The sequence below is a fragment of the Microcoleus sp. CAWBG58 genome (assembly GCF_020883045.1).
Classification (GTDB): Bacteria; Cyanobacteriota; Cyanobacteriia; order Cyanobacteriales; family Microcoleaceae; genus Microcoleus.
The window spans coordinates 102,592-129,121 of the sequence record NZ_JAHRFA010000009.1; the positions used below are offsets into that span (position 1 = coordinate 102,592).

The 26,530-nt window shown below is 46.0% G+C and carries 19 protein-coding genes; 10 read left to right on the forward strand and 9 right to left on the reverse strand.

Features of this window, described 5'->3' with window-relative positions; all coding sequences use genetic code 11:
* Positions 1-63: 63 nt before the first annotated feature.
* On the reverse strand, positions 64-2,880 hold the full coding sequence (locus QZ918_RS05985) for a WD40 repeat domain-containing protein (protein ID WP_293332331.1): 2,817 nt from the start codon (positions 2,878-2,880) through the stop codon (positions 64-66).
* A 727-nt stretch (positions 2,881-3,607) separates the two neighbouring features.
* On the opposite strand from QZ918_RS05985, the gene QZ918_RS05990 reads away from it, so the two are divergent.
* Positions 3,608-4,006 (forward strand): DUF4342 domain-containing protein, encoded by a 399-nt coding sequence (locus QZ918_RS05990; protein WP_293147156.1) that lies wholly within the window; start codon positions 3,608-3,610, stop codon positions 4,004-4,006.
* A 208-nt stretch (positions 4,007-4,214) separates the two neighbouring features.
* Here QZ918_RS05990 and QZ918_RS05995 read toward each other — a convergent pair whose 3' ends face one another.
* Positions 4,215-5,600 carry a hypothetical protein gene (locus QZ918_RS05995; RefSeq protein WP_293332334.1) on the reverse strand — a complete coding sequence of 462 codons (1,386 nt, stop codon included), beginning with the start codon at positions 5,598-5,600 and terminating at the stop codon, positions 4,215-4,217.
* A gap of 45 nt (positions 5,601-5,645) precedes the next feature.
* On the opposite strand from QZ918_RS05995, the gene QZ918_RS06000 reads away from it, so the two are divergent.
* The 4 genes from QZ918_RS06000 (at position 5,646) to QZ918_RS06015 (ending at position 8,963) form a co-directional block, all read left to right on the forward strand.
* Positions 5,646-5,777: a hypothetical protein gene (locus QZ918_RS06000; RefSeq protein ID WP_293332337.1), complete on the forward strand. Its 132-nt coding sequence runs from the start codon at positions 5,646-5,648 to the stop codon at positions 5,775-5,777.
* Positions 5,778-5,928: 151 nt separating this feature from the next.
* Entirely contained in the window at positions 5,929-6,093 is a 165-nt protein-coding gene (locus tag QZ918_RS06005; RefSeq protein ID WP_293332340.1) for a hypothetical protein, read from the forward strand.
* A 115-nt stretch (positions 6,094-6,208) separates the two neighbouring features.
* Positions 6,209-7,801, forward strand: coding sequence for a metallophosphoesterase (locus QZ918_RS06010; RefSeq protein ID WP_367275257.1), 1,593 nt, complete (start codon positions 6,209-6,211; stop codon positions 7,799-7,801).
* 193 nt (positions 7,802-7,994) lie between these two features.
* Positions 7,995-8,963: a YegS/Rv2252/BmrU family lipid kinase gene (locus tag QZ918_RS06015; protein ID WP_293332346.1), complete on the forward strand. Its 969-nt coding sequence runs from the start codon at positions 7,995-7,997 to the stop codon at positions 8,961-8,963.
* A 379-nt stretch (positions 8,964-9,342) separates the two neighbouring features.
* Here QZ918_RS06015 and QZ918_RS06020 read toward each other — a convergent pair whose 3' ends face one another.
* Positions 9,343-9,699, reverse strand: coding sequence for a hypothetical protein (locus tag QZ918_RS06020; RefSeq protein WP_293147148.1), 357 nt, complete (start codon positions 9,697-9,699; stop codon positions 9,343-9,345).
* A 345-nt stretch (positions 9,700-10,044) separates the two neighbouring features.
* On the opposite strand from QZ918_RS06020, the gene QZ918_RS06025 reads away from it, so the two are divergent.
* On the forward strand, positions 10,045-14,550 hold the full coding sequence (locus QZ918_RS06025; protein WP_293332349.1) for an NACHT and WD40 repeat domain-containing protein: 4,506 nt from the start codon (positions 10,045-10,047) through the stop codon (positions 14,548-14,550).
* A gap of 19 nt (positions 14,551-14,569) precedes the next feature.
* Positions 14,570-14,806: an antitoxin gene (locus tag QZ918_RS06030; RefSeq protein WP_293332352.1), complete on the forward strand. Its 237-nt coding sequence runs from the start codon at positions 14,570-14,572 to the stop codon at positions 14,804-14,806.
* A 221-nt stretch (positions 14,807-15,027) separates the two neighbouring features.
* On the opposite strand, the gene QZ918_RS06035 is transcribed toward QZ918_RS06030, so the two are convergent.
* The 3 genes from QZ918_RS06035 to QZ918_RS06045 all read right to left on the reverse strand — a co-directional run bounded on the left by QZ918_RS06035 (position 15,028) and on the right by QZ918_RS06045 (position 18,660).
* The gene (locus QZ918_RS06035; protein WP_293332355.1) at positions 15,028-15,648 is read right to left on the reverse strand and encodes a Uma2 family endonuclease; all 621 of its coding nucleotides are present in this window, start codon (positions 15,646-15,648) and stop codon (positions 15,028-15,030) included.
* 394 nt (positions 15,649-16,042) lie between these two features.
* Positions 16,043-17,833, reverse strand: a complete 1,791-nt coding sequence (locus tag QZ918_RS06040) for an ABC transporter ATP-binding protein (protein ID WP_293332358.1) — start codon at positions 17,831-17,833, stop codon at positions 16,043-16,045.
* 344 nt (positions 17,834-18,177) lie between these two features.
* Positions 18,178-18,660 (reverse strand): FxLYD domain-containing protein, encoded by a 483-nt coding sequence (locus QZ918_RS06045; RefSeq protein ID WP_293332361.1) that lies wholly within the window; start codon positions 18,658-18,660, stop codon positions 18,178-18,180.
* Positions 18,661-18,852: 192 nt separating this feature from the next.
* On the opposite strand from QZ918_RS06045, the gene QZ918_RS06050 reads away from it, so the two are divergent.
* A complete protein-coding gene (locus QZ918_RS06050; protein WP_293332364.1) occupies positions 18,853-19,629 on the forward strand; it encodes a Uma2 family endonuclease in 777 nt (258 codons plus the stop codon).
* 84 nt (positions 19,630-19,713) lie between these two features.
* Here QZ918_RS06050 and QZ918_RS06055 read toward each other — a convergent pair whose 3' ends face one another.
* Positions 19,714-21,417 carry a flavin monoamine oxidase family protein gene (locus QZ918_RS06055; protein ID WP_293332367.1) on the reverse strand — a complete coding sequence of 568 codons (1,704 nt, stop codon included), beginning with the start codon at positions 21,415-21,417 and terminating at the stop codon, positions 19,714-19,716.
* A 99-nt stretch (positions 21,418-21,516) separates the two neighbouring features.
* On the opposite strand from QZ918_RS06055, the gene QZ918_RS06060 reads away from it, so the two are divergent.
* Complete coding sequence (locus QZ918_RS06060) at positions 21,517-22,431, forward strand: PPC domain-containing protein (protein WP_293332370.1); 915 nt, start codon at positions 21,517-21,519, stop codon at positions 22,429-22,431.
* A 912-nt stretch (positions 22,432-23,343) separates the two neighbouring features.
* Here QZ918_RS06060 and QZ918_RS06065 read toward each other — a convergent pair.
* Complete coding sequence (locus tag QZ918_RS06065; protein WP_293332373.1) at positions 23,344-23,955, reverse strand: hypothetical protein; 612 nt, start codon at positions 23,953-23,955, stop codon at positions 23,344-23,346.
* 236 nt (positions 23,956-24,191) lie between these two features.
* Positions 24,192-25,376 (reverse strand): bifunctional diaminohydroxyphosphoribosylaminopyrimidine deaminase/5-amino-6-(5-phosphoribosylamino)uracil reductase RibD, encoded by a 1,185-nt coding sequence (gene ribD, locus QZ918_RS06070; RefSeq protein WP_293332375.1) that lies wholly within the window; start codon positions 25,374-25,376, stop codon positions 24,192-24,194.
* A gap of 218 nt (positions 25,377-25,594) precedes the next feature.
* On the opposite strand from ribD, the gene QZ918_RS06075 reads away from it, so the two are divergent.
* On the forward strand, positions 25,595-26,455 hold the full coding sequence (locus QZ918_RS06075; RefSeq protein ID WP_293332378.1) for an FAD-binding domain-containing protein: 861 nt from the start codon (positions 25,595-25,597) through the stop codon (positions 26,453-26,455).
* Positions 26,456-26,530: the final 75 nt, after the last annotated feature.

Here is a 26,530-nt window from a genome sequence, read left to right on the forward strand (position 1 = left end):
TGGAGCCGATCGCCCGCCGTGACAATTCAACCGCAACCTGTTTCTGCTAATTGGCACAAAATGTCAATTGTCAGTTTTTTCGCACAAATGCCGATCGCTCTCAACACCCGGATTGTATTGCAGGTAGTCTCCGAGCCAGCGACAGCCGACGGCGAGCAATGTGTCAAGTTCGGCACCTTCTACTTTAGCAGGATCGAGACTCCAAAGCTTCACCGACCCATCTTTCCCGGCAGATGCTAAAGTTTGGCGATCGGCACTAAAACTCACACTCCACACATCCGCTTGATGTGCCCTAAAAGTTTGCAGCAAAGTCCCGTCGCGGCGCCAAAGTCTCACCTTGCCGTCAGTGCCGCCCCCTGCAAGCAACTTGCTGTCTGCACTCCAACTGACATTACCCAAAGCTGCTGTAGAATCGAGAGTTTTGAGCAACTTGCCGTCAGTATTCCAAACTTTCACCTTCCAATCGTGACTAGCTGAAGCAATCATCTTACCGTCTGGCGAGAAATTGCAGCCCCAGACTTCATCTCCGTGTCCAAAAAGAGTTTTCTCAAGTCGAAACAGTGTTTTTCCAGTGCGTTTCCAAAGTTTGACAGTTCGATCTTGACTGGTTGAAGCCAACATATTACCGTCGGGACTGAACCTAACTGATGTAACGGGTCTAGTATGTCCTTTTAAAGTATGCAGCAAAACCCCGCCTGTACTCCAAATTTTAATAGTTTTATCAGAACTTGCAGTAGCAATTAGTTGAGAATTATGGCTAAAACTTGCACTCCAAACTAAATCTTGATGTCCTTTTAAAACTTGCTGCAAAGTCCCGTCGCGGCGCCAAATCCTGACTGTTTTGTCAAAACTTGTAGAAGCAACTAACTGACTGTCAGGACTAAAAACTACCTCAGTAATTGACTCGGTGTGTCCAGGGAAACTCAAAATTAACTTACCGTTAGGCTGAAAGAAATTCACCAACAATTCGTCAGTCGCACTCACAATCAACTTGCCATCCGGGCTGAAATTAGCTGTGTGCCCCTTAAGCAAACGATTGCGTTCTCTAACTGCATTTACCGTTCGGTGCAGTATATTTAGTGTCTGTGCTTTCAGCGTTGGGGAAACTTCTATCTCTCGCATTTTTTTGCCAGCGCTGACTGCTGCGATTAAAGCTCCTAGCTGATCGTAGCTTAGGGAAATATCGGCGGTAGAATTGAGTGCTTCTATGTGCGTAATTATTGCTTGTTTTTTTTGATTTTCAGCTTTCTGGGCTACTCGCTGCACCTGCACGATCACGCTACCAGAGATAGCAGAAATTACAGCGAGTGCAAACAAACTAAATTGGACTGTTCGCTTGGCTTTTTGCTGAGCTTTAGTCAAAACTAAATTTGCCTCGGTTAATATTTGCGAAGTTGCTTTTTCTAGTTCCAAAGCTCTTTGAACTTCCAGATTTTCTTGTTCTTGGCTAGCCGAGAGGAATTGATAATCGCGATCGCTCAAACTTTTGTCGGCCGCCCAGATTAAGGCTTCTGCGAGAGCTCTGCCTTGCAGCAAGCGGGAAGCGTCTGTGTGGTTGGAGGCTTCCCAAGCGCAGATAGACTCGGAGTAAGGCAGGAGCTTTGCTAATTCTTGTTGTATCCATTCTTGATTAAAAATAGACGCATAAATTTGGTTGTAAACTCTCAGCTTTCCTCCATCTTGGACGATTAAACCTGACAGTAAAAGTTCCATTTTTTCGGAACTGTACTTAGCTAGATCGTATTGAGATATCGACTCTTCTGCTGTATTTTCTGCGCCGTTTGGCAGAGTCATATCTGCTAAAATTTGTTGGTAAAGTCCCAGCAAACGGCCGGTGCGCTCTTGATTTCTCAGGAGGCGATCGCGAATTGTCTTGAGATGTTCTGGTTCGTCTTGAAATTCCCAGTTTTCTACGGTGCTAGACTGCACTAATTCGGCAATAAATAATTGACAGTTGGCTGGGCTATGGCAATCGCGGCTGGTTTCTGCTGCTAACTTCTGGGCAGTTAATTGACAAAGTTTTTGAGTAAGGAATGGCTGTCCTCCAGTCCAAGCTAAGATTTCTTTGAGAATTTCGTGGGAATTATCCATTTTTTCGGGCCATCCTCTGACTAAAGGTGTGGCTTCGGCAAGATCGAATCCTTTGAGTTCAATGGCGCGGCCGATATTAAACGGAGTTCTGGTTTTGTCAGAGATTAAATCTTGAGGAGTCGCTACTCCAAATAAGGCAAAAGTCAGGCGGTTGTATTCGGGATTTTCGGCGCGTTTGTTGTAGCAGCCGCGCACCCAGGCAAAAAAGTCGTCGCTGGAGAAGTTCAGGGAGAGAATGCTGTCAATTTCGTCGATAAAAATTACGATATTGCGATCGCTCGCAGGAAGCAATACTTCTTCTATAAATTCATTTAATCTGACTGCTGGCGGCAAGTCTTCTCGATCGCGCCACCAAGTCTTGACATTCATTTTAATTTTAAAGCTATTGGCGAGAGTGGCTGTAAAACCTGCGTACCACTGGACGGGAGTTATTTGGGCCGTGCCAATTCCTGTGATGTCAACCATTCCGCAGGCAATATTTTCTGCTTGCAAGCGGCGCGCTGTTTGCACCCGCAGACTGGATTTTCCCATTTGTCGGGAGGTGAGCACGTAGCAAAAATCACCTGCTTTTAACGAGTCGTAAAGTTCGCTATCTGCTGCTCTGGTGACGTAGGTAAGAGCATTCGCCTGCAAACTGCCACCAACTTGATATGCAAATTCTGTCGCTGCCAAATCGGACACGGGAAATAAAGGGGAAGCAGAAGGAAGAAATTCTATTTTAGCCGACTTTGCGCCAAGCTCAACTTCAATTTGAGATAATTGGTTTGGTTTCGATAATATTTCGATCATAATTACTTCGGCTTCCCCTTTATTTTAAGCAATTCTCATTAGAAACTCTAAGATGTTCATGGGAGGAACCTCGGGAGGCCGGGTTTTGTGGGGCGAGGGCAATGATTTGAATAAAAATGATAGGGGAGAAAAGTAAGGAAGGGTATCCATGTGCAGTTGGCCGAACTAGATGTGTTAAATCTATACACGGCTGGGCGATCGCACTTTCAGTACAATGTCAGTATTTCAACCTCTACATCCGCTGAGTCTGAATATACAAAGCCTGAAAGTAGCTCTAATCCTGTGGCTGTCTCGATCTGAAGTTTTTCACTGGTGTGGCGGTGGGAGGCTCTGAGGTAGACAGTTAGCGTATTGGCACAAGGGAAGAGGGGGAGAGAGGGAGAAGGGGAGAGGGGAAGAGAGGGAAAAAAATCTTCCTTCTGACTGATGACTAATAGACTTGAATTGCATAAGTCTTCGATCGCTCCAGAAACCGCAGATGTCAGACAGATGCAACACAGATAAACGCAGATAATTTCAGGGTATTTTCCGATTTTTGCAATTCAAGTCTAATGACTAATGACCAACTGCCAACTGCTTTCGGAGTCAACTATCAACTGTCAACTGTCAACTGTCAACTGAACAGCAGCAATATCACCCAAAAGTATGATTGATGAACAAAAAGTTGCGTGTTATATTTCTAAATAATTCTATAGAAAAATACTTTTACCGAAAAGGAGAACAAAAAATGGACACACCTACAGATCGCATACAAGAACCAGTCGGGGGAAGAGAACTCGAATCAATACCTGTATCGGGAAAAGTTTCTGCCGAAAAAGTTACTGAAGTTAAATTTGACGCGACTCCTCTAGAAACCCCTGCTTATACTAATGACAAAGTTAGCGTCGAGGAGTTGAAGATTAACGGCGACGATTTGGTTGCTAAAGTTAAAGAGCTGATTCACGAAGGGAGTATCCGTCGCCTGATTATCAAAAATGAAGAGGGACGGATATTAGTAGAAGTTCCTCTGACGGTGGGAGTAGTCGGCGGAGTCATCAGCGCGACTTTGTTTCCAGTGATTGCAGCAGTAGGAGCGATCGGTGCATTAGTCGCTCACATGACGATTATAATTGAAAGAAAAGAATAACAATAACTCAGTCGCGATTACTGCTAATGTCCGGTTAATTTCGCGCGCTCAAGCTTGTTTTTTGTGAGGACTTTAGTCCTCTTTTTGTGAATCAGGACTTACGCAAAAAGTGTTTTTACGGTCGAATTATAGCGGTAAGGTGCACGAGGTGCAGAGCGCACCTTACTAAAATTAGGTTGTGCGTAAGTCCTGATTTTGCCAACATATTCTAAGAAACTTTTTGGTGAGCTAACTTAACTGTTCCTAAAGCTGTCTTCCTGCTGTCAAATAGTTTCATAACCCCGGAGGAGATGGTATCGATGACATCGGGAGAGCAGTAAGACAGAAACTCTTCCGATGAAATGTGACCTGCAAAAAACTCTTGAGCTTTCTTCAAAAAGTTTTCGGTTTCAGCAAAGCCGATAGATTTGATAATAAACGTAGCTACGGGGGAGTTTTTAATATCATAGGGAGATTCTTGATTGCGTCCTATTGCTAACAAATCTAAAACCTCTTTTTCTAACTGACTTTCTAAGGGGTAAGCGATTTGTCTGTTGGGCAAGTAATCTTCCAAAACCGATGTTTTAAATCCTGGTGCGCGCAATTCTCCCATCATTGTCGAAAGCGGAATGTCGCGCCCCAAACGGTAGGAAAGAGCTTCTAAAATTGCGATGGTAATTAGTTTGATACCCAGATAAAGTTTGGCGACTGCGATATTTTTTCTAGTTTGGGCAATCATGTGAGCGTAGGTTTCATTGTCCGGTTCTTGCATAAATTGCTGAAAAACCAGTTCGGGTTTGAGGAAGTTTAAAAATCCTTCCATCTTTTGTAGAGATTTGCGATATCCGCCCACGGTATAGGAATTGACATTGCTCAATTCGTGGTTGGTTTCTGGCATCAAGTTCCAGGTATTGTCTAAGAAATTAGAGGAATTTGGAGAGGCAAAATTCTCTACATCGCGATTGGCTAACCTGACCGAACGCTTGACAATTTCTGCTGTTTCGGCATCAGTCCATCGGAAATTCAAATCGCGATTTACACTTACCAAGCGCTGGTGCAAAAGTTCGATCGCACTCAAACCGCTGGCCGAAATCGGACGAAAAGGAATCGTAGCTTCGATGCAAGCTGCAATTTCGGCGATCGTACTTGCTGGCAAAAAAGGCTCCAAAGATTTGGCAGCAATCACGGCACTCAAGAATTCGTTCTGGCCGGCAAACGGAGAGAGAATCTTACCTGGAACAAACCCAAAGACAGAGGCCACCATGTGATACATGGCATCGTCGGGCAGTTCAGTTCTATCTTTAATTACTAACTGCGATCGCACTTCTTGGACAAAAGGACAAAGGGCGCTGCTGATATTGAAACTTACACCCTGATCGACTTGCACGTACACGAGGTCGTGAAACAGCGCAGCCAGTACCTCGATCGGATCGACTGACCCCCCGACCTCAAAAATGTGTTCCGACGTGTGAAAGTAGCGCCAAGGCCCCCTCATCGTTTGAATGATGAGCTCTGCTATCTGCTCCAGCTTCGGAATGTCTACTCGACCTCCCAATTGCTCGATCGACGCTACCAAAGCGTCCAGACACCGTTTTTGTTCTCCGAAAAGCTCCATTTAGGCACCTCCACTACATTCCCTGATTGTCTTGGGCTTGATTGAATGGTATCAAAACGCGCTGCGATCGTGCCATCGCTCCTGACTCAAAACTGGTTTTTGTCAGAAGTCCGATCGGGGGGTAAAAGCCAGAGGGGAACAGAGGGAGAGAGGGAGAGAGCGCCAGAAGAGAATTAAAAATTAAAAATTTGCCGCGATTCTGGGAACTAAAAGGTTCTGTATCATCAATAACATTAGATTTGAGCGGATACCATTTGAGATTTTAGATTGTGGATTGAAAAATTGCAGGATTGAAAAATTGCAGGATTGAAAAATTGCAGGATTGGGAATGACTTATGACTATCGGGTTTGGATCGTCGGCAAAGCAAAAGCAGTTGCATTTTTTTTTAACAATAGTGAGTTTACAACCGCCCGATCGCTAAATCTCAAAAAAACGCGGTTTTTCTCAATCTGGGTCGATCGGACTTCTAGGGAAGCAGAAACCTGGTTGTAGCCCGCACGCGCCAGCCCGGAGCGATGTTCAGCTTTTAGACAGAGGTAAACACCCGTGCGATCGCTGCAAGATTAACTAGGAACTGCAATTTGGGAGACTAGGTGGCGTGAAATTCGTGTCCGACCCGCGAATAACAGTCAAAATCCGCAAAATGAACGAGCGGGTGCGGTGGCAAGAAAAGTCGATCGCCGATCGGGGAATTGACCAAACTAAGATGGTTTTGGACGATGGAGTTCCAGACTCTCCAGAGTTTTCATTTTTAGTCGCAGGCGACAGCGGCACGGGCAACCACCGCGGCCACAACCCGCAGCGGCAGGTTGCCGAGTTGATGCTCTCGGAACGCCAAAGTTGCCGTTTCGCCCTCCACACGGGGGATGTAGTTTATCTCGTGGGTTCGAGCGAATATTACTTGCAAAACTTTATTCGCCCCTACCGAGAGTTTATCGTCGGTGGCGAGCACCCATCTCGGATTGCTTACGATCGCATGGTGTTCAACTTTCCGTTTTTGCCCGTACCGGGAAACCACGACTACTACGACTTGCCCATATTCTACGGAATTCTCTCGGCGACAGCTTTGCCGCTGCGGAGGCTGTTGGGTTCCAAGTTGGATCTCGATGTCGGCTGGCACGGTTCCGAGATCGGAAATGCCTACGCCAAAGCTTTTCTCGACTACCTGAAAGCTCACAAACTGCCGGGAGAGATCGATCGGCACCTAGACGCCCACTACACCGCCAGCACCAGCACAGGCCGCTGCATCCGCTACCAACCCGGACGCTTTACCCGCTTACCCAACCGCTATTACACGTTTCGCAGCGGGGGTATCGACTTCTTCGCCCTCGACTCCAATACCTTCAACGAACCCTTACCGATCCCGAAAACCAAACAGGGCGACATTCACCGCCAAAATTTGGAACTCGATCGGCAAAAGTTGGAACAAGAAAAATTGGAAATGCTCGAAATGTCCGATCGGCTCAACCCGGAAATTCCCGAAGCAGCCGAACAGCTAGACGACTTGCGCGCCAAATTAGAGCAAGTTGACGAAATGCTGATGGATATCGACAAACAACTGTCGCCCGACAGAACAGCCTCCACGGACGTTGAACAACTCGAATGGCTCAAAAGGCGATTGATTGCATCTTGGGCAGATTCAGACGTGCGGGGGCGGGTAATGTACTTGCACCATCCCCCCTACGTAACCGAGGCGACAAAGTGGAATCAAGCTCAAACTTTGGCAGTGCGGTTGCGATTGCGGGAGGTTCTCGATGCGGTGGCCGATGCAGTTGGGAAAGCAGCGCGGGGGCGTCCCCTAGTAGATTTGGTACTCACAGGCCACGCCCACTGTTTGGAATACCTGCGCACTGGGGATACCGGACACGGCGACTCTGGGATTAATTGGATTGTCTGCGGGGGAAGCGGCCACAGCCTGCGGCGTCAGCGTGTCGAAGGGCCGATATTGCAGGAAGCATCGAGCCCGGAAGCTTATGGGTTGGCGCGCGAGGCTGGTGCTGAAACAGCCAGCCGGCGGGTAGCGGAATCTTTGCTATTTATCGGGCGCAGCGGTGAAGGTTCGCACAAACGCCGTCCTTATTCGTGTTTGCGGATTGATGTTCTTGACGGGACTCCCCCCAAGTTCAGAGTTCGGCCTTTGGTTGTCGAACGATTTGAAGGGAAATGGCAGGAAATCGCGATCGAACCTTTTGTGATTTAACTGTCGTTTCTAGGTTTGATCGTTCGGACTTCAGTCCTCAGAAAAAGAAGGACTAAAGTCCGAACGATCGAACCTATTTGGTTTTAGGTTTGTAGTGGGGACTTTAGTCCTCAGGAAAATAAGGACTGAAGTCCGAACGATCGAACCTGTTTCAGTCTACCAGATATCATATACCCCTTACCCATTACCAACTATGAAACGTTCAGCCTGCCTAATCTTTAATCCCGTCGCCGGCAACAGCGACCCCGACCAAGACTTAGCTAGAATTAAGGAACTTTTAGAGCCGTTTATTGACTTAGACATTCGACTGACAACGCCAGAATTAGATGCAGATCAACTCGCCCGCGAAGCAGTTGCTAGAGGAGTTGAAGAAATTATTGCTTCCGGGGGCGACGGCACATTATCAGCGGTAGCCGGGGCGATAGTGGGCACAAATATTCCTTTAGGAATTATATCGCGGGGAACTGCGAATGCTTTTGCTAATGCTTTGGATATTCCGAATACCATCGAAACCGCCTGCGAAACTATTTTGGGAGGGTTGACGCGGGTGGTGGATGCGGGGATGTGTAACGGTAAAATGCCGATGGTTTTGTTAGCTGGAGTGGGTTTTGAGGCGGAAACTGTCGAATTAGCCGATCGCGAAATGAAGAATCGCTGGGGAATGCTGGCCTACATTCTCTCGGGAATCAAACAGTTAAACAATTTAGAAAGATTTGAAGCCGAAATCGAAACCGAAGATAAAATCATCACCGTTACTGCCGTGGCCGTGACAGTGGCGAATGCAGCGCCGCCTACTTCCATTTTAGCTCAAGGCCCCGCCGGGATTATTTTTGATGACGGCTTGCTGGACGTGACGCTGGTGGCGCCTCAAAATAAAGCAGGGGCGATCGCAGCTTCTTACCACCTATTGCAAACAGCTTTAAGCGGCAATCCTACGGATCGCGACGACATCGGTTATTTGCGCGCAAAAAAAGTAAAAATAAGTGCAGATCCGGCTCAAAAAGTGGTTGTAGACGGAGAAATAGTCGGCATGACTCCGCTTACTATCGAGTGCGTTCCGGGAGGTTTAACTATTTTCATACCGCGAATTGAGGAAGAGATACCCGTGGAAAAACTGACAGGTTTAGCTGACATTGAAGTGACAATGAAACCCTTAAGTTAAACATTTAGGTACGTAGTTGCGCTTCAGCGCTCTATGGTACGTAGTTGCGCTTTAGCGCTCTGTGGTACGTAGTTGCGCTTTAGCGCTCTGTGGTACGTAGTTGCGCTTTAGCGCTCTGTGGTACGTAGTTGCGCTTTAGCGCTCTGTGGTACGTAGTTGCGCTTTAGCGCTCTATGGTACGTAGTTGCGCTTTAGCGCTCTATGGTACGTAGTTGCGCTTTAGCGCTCTTTCTTATATATATGAAAGAGCGCTGAAGCGCAACTACATACCTTAAGACCGCGCGGGCAGTTTTTAATTTTAGCGCTCTTTAATTGGATATATGAAAGAGCGCTGAAGCGCAACTACATACCTTAAGACCGCGCGGGCGGTCTTTTCTTTTTATGCCTCTAAGATTTGGCGAATCCGGCGCTCCAAACGTTCGAGATCGAGGCCGCCTTCATCGCGACTGATGCGGCGCACGGTGACGTTAACATTGTTCAAATCTGCCAGCAAATCTTGGAGGATTTCTTGTTGCTGGCGGGCTTGAGTTATTTCGCGCGGTTCCTGCACCAAATCGCGAACAATTGTATCTTCAGCGCGGGAAGCAACGATCGGATCTGCTTCGCCGTCTACGTGCACAAAAGTGCGCCGGCCCGGGCCCCGTTCTTCTTCAATTGGGATTACTGCTGTCACTCGATCCGATCGTACATATTTGCCAAATCCTAGGTGGACTAAGACGGAAGATTGTATTTTCATAGATAGCAAGATTTATTTGTTAGTTATCTATATTTTAACTTTTGCACTATGATATAGCCACTAAAATTATAGGTTTTTATACTACAATATATGTCGGATATTTCTCTGTTTTGAAGTTGTCAAATCTGGGAAAAAATGTTAATGTTTGCTAACATTATTATGCCAATTTCAGTTGGATCGGAATTATTTAACCACAGAGAGCGCAGAGAACACAGAGAAAGATCCCAGAGAGATGAGTAATTCTGATATTAACAGATTTGATGTTATGTGCGTTAACATAAAATTATAGCAATTTGCGATTTTGAGATTTGAGCGTTACTTCCACGGAAAAACAGGATAGCCTAAATGATCCCAATTAGTCTCGACTTAGTTATCAGCCTCTTGACAGCCATTCCCCTGGGCACCATCAAAGACAAGTTTCAGCGCAACGAAACAGTCATCAAATTATTAAAAAGATTTAACCTCGACCCCGATGCTCCGCCCGCAGATTTTAGCGGAGTTTACGTTTATACTTTAGTAGAATACGGCGCTGGCAAACCCAAGCAGATTTTAGAACTATTTCGCCAAAAAGAGATTGAATCAGCTTTTCGCAAAGCCTTCGAGTCCGATAGCCCAGCCATTTTAATTCAAGCAGGCGATGAGTTTCTCAACGAAAGTGCTTTGGGCAAAGAACTTCGAGATTTAGGGATTGACCCCAGGCGGGAATTCATGGCATTTGCTGCCGTGTTTATGGAAGTAGCCAAGCGGACGCGGACACTGGGTGATGTGATGACGGGAAATGCGATCGCCTCTTTGCAAAAACGCCTATCTCTGGTAATGGATCGCATCGAACGCCTGCCCACGCTGGAAGGAATTCGCACCGAGTTTGCGCGGTTGGAAGCCGAAGATGTTCCCGCACTTCCGGCAGCAGCATCAACGAATATTCAAAAGTCTCAAGCTTTCATTTTATCACAACAAGTTCGCGGTTGGTTTGAAACCTTAAATTATCAGTTTGAAACCTATCAAATCTGCGAAGATAACTATTTTGAATGGATTATCGATGTTCCGGTGAGACGCAAAAAGTACGATCGCATTTTAGTCCGCGGCATTGCCGGAGAAGCCGGAATCAAGGACATCTTGGCCCTGCGCGAATCCGTCGAAAGACAGCGCACCGATGAAGGCTGGTTAGTCACCGCCCGCCGCATCAGTCGCGCCGCGCGGGATGAGATAAAAAAAGATGAAAATCGCGATTTAGCTTGCTATACCTTCGATGAATTGCTGGATCAAGATGCCGATTTTACTGCTTATCTGGATTGGTTAGAAACTGAAATTACCAGCCGAGGAATTGATACCAAATATGTGCCGCTAGCTTGTACGAAAGAAGAAATCGACCCCGATACTCAGCGAAAGATAGGCGTGAGTCATTATGATGGGCGAGATGGCTGGATCGAAGGTTACATCGATTTGTGGTTGAATGACCCAGTAAAAGAACATATTTCAGTTTTAGGAGAATTTGGAACCGGGAAAACTTGGTTTGCGATGCACTATGCTTGGTTGGCATTACAACGCTACAAAGAAGCTCAAAGACGAGGCTTGGAACGTCCGAGGTTGCCGTTAGTAATTCCGCTGCGAGATTATGCAAAAGCGGTTAGTGTCGAGTCGCTATTCTCCGAGTTTTTCTTTCGGAAACACGAGATACCTTTGGCGGGTTATTCGGCTTTTGAACAACTGAATCGGATGGGTAAGTTTCTGTTGATTTTCGATGGTTTTGATGAAATGGCCGCAAAGTGCGATCGGCAAGAAACAATTAACAACTTCTGGGAACTAGCAAAAGCAGTGGTTCCCGGCGCAAAAGTCATCCTGACTTGCCGCACCGAACATTTCCCCGAAGCCAAGGAAGGACGGGCGTTGTTAAATGCCGAACTGCAAGCATCAACAACTATTTTAACAGGCGAAACTCCCCAATTTGAAGTATTAGAATTAGAGAAATTTAACGACGAGCAAATTGGACAAGCTTTGTCATTTCAAACAGAAGCGGCGACAGTGGAAAAAGTGATGGGCAACCCGCAACTATTGGATTTAGCGCGTCGCCCGGTGATGACCGAGTTAATTTTGGAAGCATTGCCCGATATTGAAGCAGGAAAACCAGTCGATATGTCGCGAATATATTTGTATGCGGTGCGGCGGAAGATAGAGAGAGATATCAAAGCCGAACGCACTTTTACTTCGCTAGCAGATAAGCTGTATTTCTTGTGCGAGTTATCGTGGGAAATGCTGTCTACCGACCAAATGAGCCTCAATTATCGCGGTTTTCCCGATCGCATCCGCAGCCTGTTTGGTTCCATCGTCCAAGAGGAAAAAGACTTAGACCACTGGCACTATGACATGATGGGTCAAACGATGCTAATCCGCAATGCAGATGGCGATTACACTCCGGCGCATCGTTCGTTATTAGAGTTTTTTGTTGCTTATAAATTTGCAGCGGAATTGGGAGTTTTGGCGGCAGATTTTACCGAATTAGTCGCGCCGGAACAGTTTTGTGTAAATCCTGATATTGAGGCTCAATTATACACTTGGTCTAATTATTGTCGGCTTCAGGCGCAGAAGAGAAATCAGAATGAATTGATTGCGGCTTTAAAGGGATTTGTTGCTGAAGATTTAGGGCAACTTCGTAATAGTTTTGGACAAGCGCGGCTGACAAAAGCAGTGATGGATTTGTTGTTACCGATGCTCGTAGGGGCGGTGCCCCCGTGCCCGCCCGGCCCGGGTTTAGGGGCAACCACGGGGGGATTGCCCCTACTTGAAATTCTGGAAGCAACGCGGGGAAAAACTGAAAGTGAAGTAGGTTATGTGGGAGGGAATGCGGCGACGCTGTTGGTGAAAATCGATCGCACTGCGTTAGAAGCAAAAGACCTTTCTCGTGCAGTTATTTTAGGTGCTGATTTTACAAATGCCAGCCTGCGACACGTTGATTTTACTCACGCAAATTTAACAGAGTCTGTTTTTACTAAAATCTTTGGTAATGTTCGGTCAGTAATCTTTAGTCCTGATGGCAAACTGTTAGCTACAGGTGATACTGATGGCGTAGTTCGCTTGTGGGAACCTAGCAGTGGCAGAGAAATATTGACCTGTAAAGGACATAGCAACGTAGTGGAGTCAGTCGCCTTCAGTCCTGACGGTAAAATACTTGTTAGCGGGAGTTATGACAAAACAATTAAGTTATGGGATTTCAAAACTGGTGAATGTTTAAATTGTTTTGAGGGCCATACCGAATCAGTAATGTCAGTCAGATTCAATCCTGATGGCAATGTACTCGCTAGTGGGAGTTTTGATGGCACCGTAAGGTTATGGGATATTCGCACTGGCGAATGCTGCAAAATTTTGCAAGACCAGACTAAAGTTGTATTTTCAGTGGCTTTCCATCCTGCTGGTGAAATGCTTGCCACTGGGAGTGGCGATCAAACAATAAAGCTATGGAATATCAAAAGTGGTGAATGTCTGAAAATATTCGAGGGACATACTAAAAATGTGTTTTCAGTTGCTTTCAATCCTACTGGTGAAATACTTGCTAGTGGCAGTGGCGACGAAACAGTGAAATTGTGGAATGTTGGTACTGGTGAATGTCTCAAAACATTGGAAGGACATTTCGATCAAGTACGGTCAATAGCCCTCAGTCCAAATGACGGAATACTTGCAAGTGGTAGTTACGATCGTACAGCGAAGCTGTGGGATATCCATACTGGTGAATGTTTGAATACGTTGCAAGGGCATAGCAATTCAGTAACGTCAATCGCCTTTAATCCTGCGGGTGAAATACTTGTTAGCGGTAATTATGACCAAACACTGAGGCTGTGGGATATCCATACTGGTGAATGCTTGAATACCTTGCAAGGGCATAGCAATCAAGTAAGGTCGATCGCCTTCAGTCCGAACGGTGAAATACTTGCTAGCGGCGATGATTCGCATACAGTCAAGCTGTGGGATGTTCGCAGTGGTGAGTGCCTCAAAATCTTGCACGGGCATCTCGATCGGGTACACTTAGTTTCCTTCAGTCTTTCGGGTGAAATACTTGCCAGTGCTAGTTTTGACGAAACACTGAGGCTGTGGGATATTCGCAGTGGTGAATGCCTCCATACTTTGCCAGAGTGTGGAAAGGAAGTACACTCGATCGCCTTTATTTCAAATGGTGAAATACTTGCTAGTGCAGGTTATGACCAAACGGTGAGGCTGTGGGATATCGGTACTGGCGAATGCCTCAAAACCTTGCCAGGGAATAACAGTTCAGTATACTCGGCTGCCTTCAGTCCTTTGGGCGAGATATTTGCGAGTACAGGTTTTGACCAAAAGGTGAAGCTGTGGGATATCCAAACTGGTGAATGCCTCCAAGTCTTTCAGGGGCATACGGGCTGGACACGCGCGATCGCCTTCAGTCCGAACGGTGAAATACTTGCTAGCGGAAGTGCCGATCGCACAATCAGACTATGGGATGTCCGCAGCGGTGAATGCCTTCAAATCTTACAGGGGCATACTGATTGGATACGTTCAGTTGCCTTTAGTTCTTCTAGTGAAATAGTTGTTAGTGGAAGTGTAGATGGAACGGTAAGAATATGGGATATCCGTACAGGTGAATGTCTCAAAATTTTGCAAGGTCATACCAGTAGAATTAACTCTGTTGCCTTCAATTCAAATGGAAAAACTATTGCTGCTTGCAGTCGGAATGGCACAATTAGACTTTGGGATTTTGAGACTGGTGAGTGCCTCAAAAGACTGAAAAGCGATCGACCTTATGAGGGGATGAATATCGCGGGCGTTACGGGTTTAACGGAAGTTGAAAAAGCCACTCTCAAAGCTTTAGGGGCTGTCGAAAATTAATCATCGCAAAGGAGGAAATATGCAGTCAGCAATACGGATTACCACCAAAGTTCTTGCAGAAAATAAACTTGAAATTGAAGTGCCACCTGGTTCTGTGGGTGAAGAGGTTGAAGTGTTTGTGATTATACCAGAACATCTCTCGATCGCCAAACAAAATGCTTGGAAAACTTTTTTTGATAGCTTAAATATGTTCTCGGACGACTTTATGCTAGTCAGGAATCAGTTGTCTGTGGAGACGAGAGACGGTTTAGAATAAAATTTTAGATTAGGACTTACGCGCGGGTAGTCAGAAACCGGGTTTTTTCCAGAATACTTCGTTGAGACCAGCAGATTCGGCGAAAAACCCGGTTTCTTGGGCTTTAGTACGCGCGGGTAGTCAGAAACCGGGGGTTTTTCCAGAATACTTCGTTGTGTCCAGCAGATTCGGCGAAAAACCCGGTTTCTTGGCTCTTAGTAACATCTACATCCACAAAAATGCTATTCTTCCGTTTGGATAGATCCGAAAACCTGTTCAACAGTCAGATTAAGTTCGGGAAAAGCAGACGACAAAATTCGATCGCCCTTTCGGAACTGGCTAACCTGATACTCACCCTCAACTAACTGATAAACTGAGATAGTAGATTGTTTTGGATTGCCAATGAAGCGTCGCCCACCCAAAGCAGCATAATCCACAACCCAATATTCCGGGATACCCAATCTTTCATAATCAGCCACTTTTACCAGATAATCATCTTGCCAGTTGGTGCTAACTACCTCCACAGCAAGTTTAACAGATTTGCCTTGAGTAATAATTGATGACTTTTTCCAAAGCGGTTCAGAAATCAACGTGGGTTTATCTAATACTATAATGTCTGGCTGATATCCTGTAGTCGCTTCTGGAGGTTTGACAAAATAGGTTGACGGTGTTACGTAAGCAAGATTTAGGCGATCGATTTCTACGTTAATTTTGCGGATGAGAAAACCTGTAACTTCCTCGTGATCGCCGTTTGGGTTCATCTCAACTATTACTCCATTTCGTAGCTCAAAACGTCCTTTGCCATCGGGATACCACTCTAGGAACTCTTCAAATGTTAGTAGTTTGGCTGTGGTTTGAATCATGGTGACACGGCCTCTTCTTTTTAACTGGAGTTAGTAAATATCCAGTTGGATAATTTATTGTACCATTTGCGATCGCCTGGACGCACGGGTAATCAGAAACCGGGTTTTTTCCTTGAATACTTCGTTGTGTCTAACAGATGCGGCTAAAAACCCGGTTTCTTTGGTTGTGGTACGTAAAACCATACATAATAAATGTCGCTTATTGTCTAGTCTCGATCCCCCTAAATCCCCCTTAAGAAGGGGGACTTTGACGACATTCTTGTCCCTCTCTTATTAAGGGGAACTTTGAATGCTCTTGTCCCCCCCTTATTAAGGGGGGTTAGGGGGGATCGAGAGGATTGTGGACTCCTAGAGTAGACTGTTACTAAGTTGTTTCAACTAATATCAAAGTACCCTATTGACTAAATTGCTGAGCGTAATAACGAGCGTATCGATCGCCCTTTTCGAGCAATTCCTCGTGCGTCCCCGATTCCATCACTCTACCTTTTTCCAAAACCAAAATTCTGTCAGCTTTCCGCACAGTCGCCAAACGGTGTGCGATAATAAACACAGTGCGATCGCGCATCAATCTTTCCAAGGCCTCCTGCACCAAAGCTTCCGACTCTGAATCCAGCGCTGAAGTAGCTTCGTCGAGGATGAGTATTCGCGGATCTAGCAAGACTGCACGGGCGATCGCAATTCTTTGTTTTTGACCGCCAGATAAGTTTACTCCCCTTTCCCCCACCCAAGTTTGATAACCGTCGGGAAACTCGCTGATAAATTGATGGGCGTTGGCAATTTGCGCTGCTTTTTCGACATCTTTTAGTTCGTAATAAGACTGACCAAAAGCAATATTCTGAGCAATTGTACCGGAGAATAAAATAGTTTCTTGCGGCACAATGCCGATTTGTCGGCGCAGTGTATTTAACGTTACATCTTGAATATCAATCCCGTCAATTAAAATCTGTCCGTCTTGCGGATCGTAAAATCTGGGTAACAAGTTCACTAAGGTAGTTTTCCCCGCACCGGATGCACCGACGAGGGCGATTGCTTCTCCTGGAAGTGCGAGTAAACTCATGCTTTGTAGAATCGGAACCCCCCCTTGCCCCCCCTTATCAAGGGGGGGTTGAAGCTGTTTTCCCTCCTTATCAAGTAGAGGTTGAGAAGGGTAAGCAAAATTAATGTTGCGGTATTCGACTTTGCCGGTAACGTGGGGAAGTTCGATCGCACTTGGCTTCTCGACGATTGCGGGTACAATGGCTAAAAGTTCAAAAATGCGATCGCTAGAAGCCTCTCCCTGCTTGAAATCGCCGTAATTAGCAGTGGTAATTGCGATCGGGTCAATTAACAGTGCTACTCCTGCGATATAACTGATAAATTGCGTACCAGTGAGGTTTCCTTGAGCAATTTGCCAACCACCGAGGAAAAACAGCAAAATTACGCTCATCGCTTCCAGAAAGCCAACTACGACGAACTGAAGTGCTTTTACTCTTTCCGACAAATACTTCGCGCGGCGGTTTTGTTCCGCTTCTTCTGCAAAGCGGGCAATTTCGTAATCTTCTGCTACAAACGCTTTGATTAAACGAATGCCGCTAAATACTTCTGTCAGCAAAGCTGATAAATCTGAAATGCGATTTTGACTTTGGCGCGAATAATTAAGCAGTCTTTCGCCAAACCAGCCAATTAAAATTGCCATCAGCGGTGCAACGATCAATGCACCCAAGGTTAATTGCCAGTTGAGATAAATCATATATCCCATGACTGCAATTAACTGCAAAACACAAGGAATAAACTGATGAAAAAATTTATTTACAACTTCACCAATCCGGTCAATATCTTCTGTGAGGCGGTAGGATAAGTCTCCGGTTTTGGCGGTTTCAAAGTAGCCGATATCGAGTTTTTGGAGGTGGGAGTAGACTTTTTTGCGGATTTCTAAAGCAATAGTCAAGGCTGCTTTTGCCATCAGCGTATCTTGACCGTACTGGGCTGTACCGCGAACTAAAAATATAACTGCACTCAGTGCCGCAATTTGCGCGAATCCTTGTAAATCTCCTTTGCCTATAAATTTGGCTGTTTCGCCAACCAGCCACGCGATTATCGGCCAAAATATGGTAAAGACTACGGTACAAGCTAATGCTTTACCGATGGTTTGTTTTTGGGGACGGAGGTAGGGTAAGATTTGCCAGTATGTCGATCGAGTTTTCAAGATATTTTGCCCTCGCAAGTTCTGTTTTTAGAGATTGGGATTTACGCATTTCCATCCCCATAGGGTATTTTCAAACCCGGAGATCCCCCCTAACCCCCCTTAATAAGGGGGGGACAAGATTATTCTCTTTCGTCCCCCGAATTGACGGGGATTTAGGCAGGGTGGTTTTATTATCGTCAGACAAATTAGGTACGTAGTTGCGCTTGAGCGCTCTTTATAAGATTAGGAAAAAGCGCAAAGATTGCAAGTACGTACCTTGATCCAAGCGCGAGCCGACCTTTGAGCGATAATTAGAGATATCTGAGCCAAAATATGATAGCAGCGATCGGCTAAACACTCGACAATCATTCCTGAGCATCTGCATGAGTCGCCTGCACCTTAGCCCCCGCGACAACTGCGCCCCGAAAGGCTGCTGACTCTCCGGGTGCAAGAGTAGCTGGTAGAGTGTCGATAAATCCGTTATCAATTAAATTACCTGACTCGTCCAAAACTTCATAATTGACTTTCACATTCTTGATTGTTTTGCAGCCTTGATTGAACACTTTACCGCTAAAAATTTTACCATCATAATTTGCCTGGGCAATTGATACTTTTGCTGCTATGTTTGCACCAGTAACACAAGTTTTGGAAGTGTCCGAAGCAGGCGGTTTTTCGCACAATTTGCCCAAGTTTACGGTTTTACCGTCGGGGGTTTTCATGTAGCAAAACGGCTCGTCAATTTGTGAAATTTGAATTTTGGTATTTGTAGAATCTGCCAGCAAAGGGCTAGCTGAGATTTGCGAGATTAGCAAAGTTGATAAGGTTGCTGTTAAATGTAAGATTTTCATGTTTTTATTTGGCTATTTTATGAGATTAATTCTACAATGAAATTTACTAAATTTTACCATTCTCTAAGCTAGCGCACATCTAATTTTAACAATCCTGTTTATTTAAGCTCTTGTGGGATGGGCTTTGAGCAGCGCCCGAAAATCAGCTTACAGTATGTTATAATTAGCTATCAAACTTTAAAAACTAAAGTCATGGTCGCGACTCAAGATAACCCAAAACAAAAAACGGTAGCAATGACCGTAACTTGGGAGAAGTTGCCAGACGACTTCCAATTAGAAGAAAAACCAGTGGAGAATACAGGTCAACCGCTAATTGCTGGAGCACTGCGAGAAATCTTAGAACTGAGAGGATTGATCGGCCCACTCATGCTGATTGCTAGCAACTTTGGGATTTGCGCTACTGTCAACGGCGAATTAGTTATTAAAGCACCGGATTGGGTTTATGTACCTTCGGTATTGCCTGTAGAATCGAGAAGAGACCGCAAAAGCTATACCCCAAACTTGGAAGGAGAAATCCCCAGCATTGTGATGGAGTTTTTGTCGGAAACAGACGGCGGGGAATATTCTCTTAAACGTACTTTTCCTCCCGGAAAATGGTTCTTTTACGAACAAATTCTGCAAGTACCAACTTACATCATTTTCGATCCAGAAACTGGATTGCTGGAAGTATATCGCTTGCAAAATGGCAGTTACGAACTAGAATTTCCCGATGAGGAAGGTCGTCATTGGATGGCAGATTTTGGTTTGTATTTGGGAACTTGGCGGGGGGAAAAAGAACAGCGTACAGGTTATTGGTTGCGCTGGTGGGATGAAGCAGGAAATCTGCTATTGTGGGGTGTAGAACAGATAACAGCAGAACGAGAACGAGTCGAGCAAGAACGCGATCGCGCCGATCGCGAACGTCAACGAGCCGATCGCCTAGCTGAATATTTGCGCGATCGGGGAATTAACCCGGACGAGATTGTTTGATAAGTTGTATCTAGTTTGTAGTGAGGACTTTAGTCCTTCTTAGAAAGGACTAAAGTCCTCACTACAAACCTTGTTCAACTCGTATTATCTAATATTCGGCTTCCTATTCCGAAGATTCCGCGCTCCGGGAATTTTCCGACTGGGACGGCGCTGGTTCAAACTGCTCGCACTTCGAGTATTCAAAGCCTCAGCAGAACTTGTCAAACCCAAATCTTCCAAAATTTCAAGAGCGGCCCTTTGTCCAGTTTCGCAACCGCCTTCCATGTAACCTTGATTTTCCAGCGAAGTGTGTTCGCCAGCAAAATATAAATTGCCAAATCGTTCGCCTTCTACGCCATACATTTGCGTCCACTGTCCGACTAAATAACAGGAATAAGAACCTTTGAAAAAACGTTCTCCCGGCCAAAAAGCTCGGACAGCTTTGCCACTTCTCAAGTTTCTAACTCCGGGGAAAACTCTTTCAAATTGTCCTAAAAATCTTTGTGCTTGATCTTCGGGAGTTCCCGCACCGATCGCCAAACCTTGCTTTCCTCCTGTAAACTCAGTAACTAAAGCGTTAGCAGTAGGAGCAAAAGGCGTAGCTTCCCAGGTGTTTTGGAATCCTAGATCGGTATAAACAGAAGCAGTCGATCGATAGGTATCTCGCCAAATTCGGCTGCGATAGCCTGTAACTAACTTAGAATTAGTACCGTAGCCCAACTGCTCGATCGCCCTTCGTTTCGGTTGCGGCAAAGGCACGTTAATCCGAACATCTCGCAGAGTGCTGAAGGGCAAAGCTAATAAAACTCGCTCGTAAGTGCGATCGAAGGCGCTTTGTCCCGATCGCAAATTAACCCGATAGCGGCCATCCGGTAACAGAGTAATCGCTTCCAAAATTGTCCCCGTCTCGATCGAGCCAGACAACCTATCCGCTAAACGGTTGACAATTTGACTGTTACCGCCATCAATTTGATAGCGCTCGTCGCTGTTGCCGTACAATTGAAAACTGTCAGCTTCAGTACCGATTAAAAACAGCAGATTCAACGCCGACTGTTCCTCAGGATCTCTGCCGAATTCAGTGGCGTAAGCAACGCGCAGCAACTGCCGGACAATCGTGCTAGTATTACCTTGCTCTAGATATTCAGCGATCGAAAGATTGTCCAATCTTTCCGCAGCTTCCGTAAAATCTTGATAGCTAAATTCATCTCCAACTGACTTTAAATCAGCATTGATTTTACTGGCTAGCGGCGCAAAATCTGCGATTATTTGCGCTACAGAAAATCGGCGTCCTTGAAAGAAAAAAGTATCCTTTACAAATGTCCGCTGTACGTTAGCTAAGTCGATCGCCCGCAAACCCAATTCCGACGCCAGGGAAATCAAAGTAGTATGGCCGGTATCAATAAATTCTCCCCCCACATCCGCGAAAATCTGCGTTCCAGCCACCTTAGGCACCGTGCGAATCCTCCCCCCCACGCGGTTAGTTGCCTCAATGATATCGGCACGCACGCCCCCCTGGCGCAGTCGATAGGCAGCCGTCAAACCAGCAATTCCGGCACCTACAACCAAAATGGGCGATCGTCCGCGCTGCTGAGCAAAAGCCGCCTCTCCCTCGCGGGTAAAAGTCGCAGCAGCAACGGCTCCCGCAGCAGCTAAACCCCCGTGCAGCAAGTGCCGTCGAGATATGGGAAAATTGGGAGCGCGATCTGCCAGCATCCCCAGTAACTCATCAGCCGGAATGCCCGTTTCCCTCGATTTTTGGGCAATAATTGCAGCACGCCGCAGCATTGCCATCAGTGCAGATTTAGCCATAATTGAGACGCCCTCACAAAAAAAATGATGTAAACTGGATTCTCGATCGAATTTGATTGTGCACTTTCCAGATTAAAGTACAAAGAGATTTTTTTAATAATGCTAACCCTGAGAACACTGTTCGACAGCAAATTTTATCTCGAAAACAACCCAGATGTCGCCGTAGCAGTCGCCAGAGGCACAGTATCGACTCCCTTCGATCACTACGAAAAAATTGGTCAATTTGAAAATCGCGATCCTAATGCCCTGTTCGACGCCAGCTATTATTTAGACACCAATTCAGATGTCACAGTGTCAGCCGAAAAAAACAAATTTTCCGGCGCCCAGCACTTTATTAAATTCGGTCAATTTGAACGGCGGAACCCCAACCCTTTCTTCGATATTGGTTTTTATCTGACAAGCAACCCGGATGTGCAGACAGCAGTCCAAACCAATCAATTTAGCGCTTTTGAACACTACTTAAAAGTCGGTCAATTTGAAAACCGCAAAGCCAGCATTTTCTTCGATCCCAGGTTTTATCTAGAAAGATATCCGGCGATCGCAGGAGCAGTCAGCAGCGGTGCAGTCAAAAGTGCGATCGACCATTACATTCAATTCGGTCAACAAGAAGGATTGTTGAGCGCTCTCCCCGCTCCCGCCGACGATTTAAACTCAGCCGAAAATTTGGGAATTCTCACAGACAGTCTAATTGCGAGCGATTCTGTCGGCACTACTCAAACAGCAAACATTTACAGTTTCATCCTGAATACTCCCAGCCTGTTTAGTGCAACAGTAGATGGTTTGAGTGCAGATGTGGATGTAGAATTAATTCAGGATCTCAACGGTAACGGCGCCGTTGGATTGGATGATATTATTGCTTCATCTAACAATTTAGGTATAACTTCAGAACAAGTTATCAGTAATGGTGCATTGCCTGCGGGGACTTATTTTGTCCGCGTTTCTCAATTTCAAGGCGATACAGATTACAACTTAAGATTGCTATCTGCTCCGTCAGCAATACCGACCCAAATTTAAAATCAAATTAACGTATTAGGTACGTAGTTGCGCTTTAGCGCTCTTCGCTTATATCAGGAAACAGCGAAAATATCGCAACTACGTACCTTTTGAGATTGCTATCCGCTCCCTCAGCAATACCGCCCCAAACGGAAAATCAAATTAGGTACGTAGTTGCGCTTTAGCGCTCTTCGCTTATATCAGGAAACAGCGAAAATATCGCAACTACATACCTTTTGAAATTGCTATCCGCTCCGTCAGCAATACCGCCCCAAACTTAAAATCAAATTAGGTACGTAGTTGCGCTTAAGCGCTCTTCGCTTATATCAGGAAACAGCGCAAAGATCGCACTACCTATAGCCTTTCTCAAAAAGGTGAGGTATGACTGACAGCTTACATAACACCTTAAACAAAGGGGGCTCGCATCCCAACAACATACCTCATCTTTCTGAGAACCACTATACCTTTTGAGATTGCTATCTGCTCCGTCAACAATACCGCCCCAAACTTAAAATCAAATTAACGTATACATAGCACAATACACTTTAGATAAGCCCGATCCCCCCTAACCCCCCTTAAAAAGGGGGGAACAAGAACTGCATCAAAGTCCCCCGACTATCAGGGAGACTTTGAGGGGGATATCCCGGCAAAAAACAGCGCTAACCCAAGCGTATCGATCGATACGCTTCACTTAAAATCGATCTCCCTAACCATCTTAAAAAATGGGAAAAATAAAGCTCTTAAAGTCAGCCAACTATTCGGGAGATTTAGGGTGTTCCCCCAGTATAAGAGTATGGGTACATATGGTTTGTGAAGAGGGTTCTGCCAGCTTTAAATTGACCAATGCCCAATCCCTCCGCTACGCTCCGCCCAATGACCAATTCCCAATTCCCAATTCCCAATTCCCAATTCCCAATTCCCAATTACTAAAAATTAATTATTAGTTGTTGGGCCGCTGGGAGAAGGCATGGATTGAATCGGTGTCGGAGGCCAATTAGAGCGACTTCTGCTGAGAGTAGCCGACACCAAAGCATAGCCCAAAATAGCAGGCAGGACGATCGCACTCAAAAACACGATCGCCACCGCCCAAGTCATCGCATTCGACATCGGGCCGTAATGAGTGCGGTAAGGGTCAAACGTTGGTAAATTTGACCTCGGGGCATCCCTCAGCGCGATCGGACGTTTGAACCGCACCCGCCTGTCATCGAGCTTTTCGAGCAAAACCCAACCAACTTCCGCTTCTTCCCGACACAGCTTGTGAAAAATCGCCGGATTGCGAAATAAATCGCTGCTAGCCCGGACAATCTTGTACTCCCAAACTGTTGAATCATCAGGATTGCGATCGGGTTTCGGATTGCCATTGGCGATCGCATTTTCACGCGCAGCCAAATTATCTTCTTGAGATTCGTACCGAGTCAAAACTTCCTCCTCCTCATCGCATTTTTGCCCCGCAGCCAATTGCTCGCGGCTCACCAAAACACCCATAATTGCAGCCTCTAAACCGAGACTGCCCACCATCAAACTCCAAATCAGAATTTCAACCATAAAAGTTAAAAATTAAGAGTGGACAATTGACAGTGGACAATTGACAGTGGACAATTGACAATGTTAATTCTTTGCTATCAATTGTTGATTCTTAACTGTCAACTTAACTGTTAATTCTTAACTGTTAATTCTTAACTGTTAACTGTCAAGTGTTAACTTAACTAATTAATTCTTAACTAACTAATTCTTAACTGTTAATTTTTAACTGTTAATTCTTAACTATCAACTGTCAACTGTCAACTGTCAACTGTCAACTGTTTCAAATAGCCTTCCACTACACAATCTGCACCCACAGCGTGCCAAGAAACTCGCTCCAAAGTCAAAGCATCAGTCATTGCTGAAAAGCCCAAATCTCCCACAGGAGTTGGAGCACCTTGGCCGCCGACAATTTTAGGAGCAATAAAAGCCATAATTTTCTGCACTGCACCTTCAGCAATTGCCGAAGCCGCCAAAGTGCCACCGCACTCCCACAGTACAGACATAAAAGATCGATCGTACAAATAAGTCATCACATTAGTCGGTGTCAGCGGTGACAATTCCACAACTTCCACCCCTTTGGCGATCAAAAATTTCTGAAATTCCGGGTTAACCCCAGGCTCAGTCAGTACCAAAGTAGCCGCCGAGGAGGTTTCCCACAACCAAGCCGACTTCGGCAAATCCAGAGAGCGGCTCATCACCACCCGCAAGGGATTGTTTCTGTCAGGCTGGTGGCTTGTCAGTTTGGGATTATCTAGACGCACCGTATTTCCCCCAACAATCACCGCATCGCAGCCTGCACGCACCCGATGTACCTCGCTGCGAGCCTCCTCGCCTGTCACCCAAGCGCTGTGACCGGTAGTAGTAGCAATTTTACCGTCTAAAGTCATCGCATATTTCAAAATTCCGAAAGGCTGGCGGTACAAAATCCGGTGTACGAAAGCCTCGTTGAGTTTCTGACAAGCTTCCCCTTCCACTCCCGCTACCACTTCAATCCCAGCATCCCGCAATCGAGCCAGCCCAGTGCCAGCTACCAATGGATTTGGATCGACCATCCCAGCCACTACTTTTGCCACCTTAGCCTTAACTAAAGCTTCGGAACAGGGAGGAGTCCGGCCGTAGTGGTTGCAGGGTTCCAGGTTCACGTAAACAGTCGCTCCGGCGGCAAGTTCCCCCGCTTCGCGGAGTGCAAACACTTCGGCGTGAGGTTGGCCAGCACCGGGATGGAACCCTTCACCGACAATCTTACCGTCTCGGACAACTACGGAACCGACGAGGGGATTGGGTGCGGTTTTGCCGAGGGCGCGACGGGCCAATTCTATGCAGCGGCGCATCATGGCTCGATCGAACTCTTGAATTGTGCTATTGTCCAGTTGTTTTGTACCTTGCTGCTGTCGATTAGCTAAGTTGGCGATCGGTTTAGCGTCCGCCCCAAAAGTTTCCATGAGATTTTGTTATGATATCTATCCCTGAGTGTACTGAACTTTCAGGCTATTTAAAAATGCTAATTAAAAATGCTAATTAAAGCTGCCAGCGCACGATCGACTGTTGAGTCAAACTGCACGGTATCAGGAATGAAGGGCTATTTATGGCGATCGACCCCACACGCCCAAACAAATACCTTTAAAATAAATAAACAATAGCAGGCGCTTAAAAAAAACTAATGAGTCACGACATGAAGCGGGAATTTGCCAGCCGCGACGAATTAATAGCCTACGTGAGCGAACAATTCCCCGAAGCCGCCGCCCGAGATAGCAACGTACCCTCAACCACAGGCGGGCGCCTCGCAGCCGAGAAAGTGCTGCAACAAGTCAATCCCGGCAAATACGCATCAAGCCGCAATTTTCTGAGCGGTGCAGTAACGCGATTGTCGCCTTATTTGCGCTACGGCGTTTTGAGTCTTGCCGAAGTCCGAGATGTCGTACTCGCCAAGGTGCAAAATCAAGAAGATGCCGTCAAACTCATCAACGAGTTGGGTTGGCGCGACTATTGGCAGCGGCTGTACGCCGAATTGGGCAAAAGGATTTGGGACGATCGGGAAGCCTATAAAACTGGTTACACTGCTAAAGATTACAGCGAAACTCTGCCGCAGGATGTCGTCGAAGGTACGACTGGTTTAGCGTGCATCGACAGCTTCAGTCGCGAGTTGCGGGAAACCGGTTATTTACACAACCACCAGCGGATGTGGATGGCTAGTTATTTGGTACACTGGCGCCAGGTGCGCTGGCAAGCTGGAGCTCGCTGGTTTTTGCAACATTTGCTAGATGGAGATCCGGCAAGCAACAATCTTTCTTGGCAGTGGGTAGCGAGCACTTTTAGTCACAAGGCTTATTTTTTTAATCGGGAAAATCTGGAACGTTACACTAAGTCAGTTTATTGTCGCGATTGTCCTCTGTACGGGCAATGCGATTTTGAGGGAACTTACGAATATTTGGAGAGCAAGTTGTTTCCCAATGGCGAAAAGGTCGATCGCACGGGCGGTTCTCAAAGTTGGCAACGCCCTCAGAAAAAAAGGAAAAATTAAGTAAGAAGAAGGAAGAAGGAAGAAGGAAGAAGGAAGAAGGGGAGAGGGGACTTCAGTCCGCATCAAATAACAGAG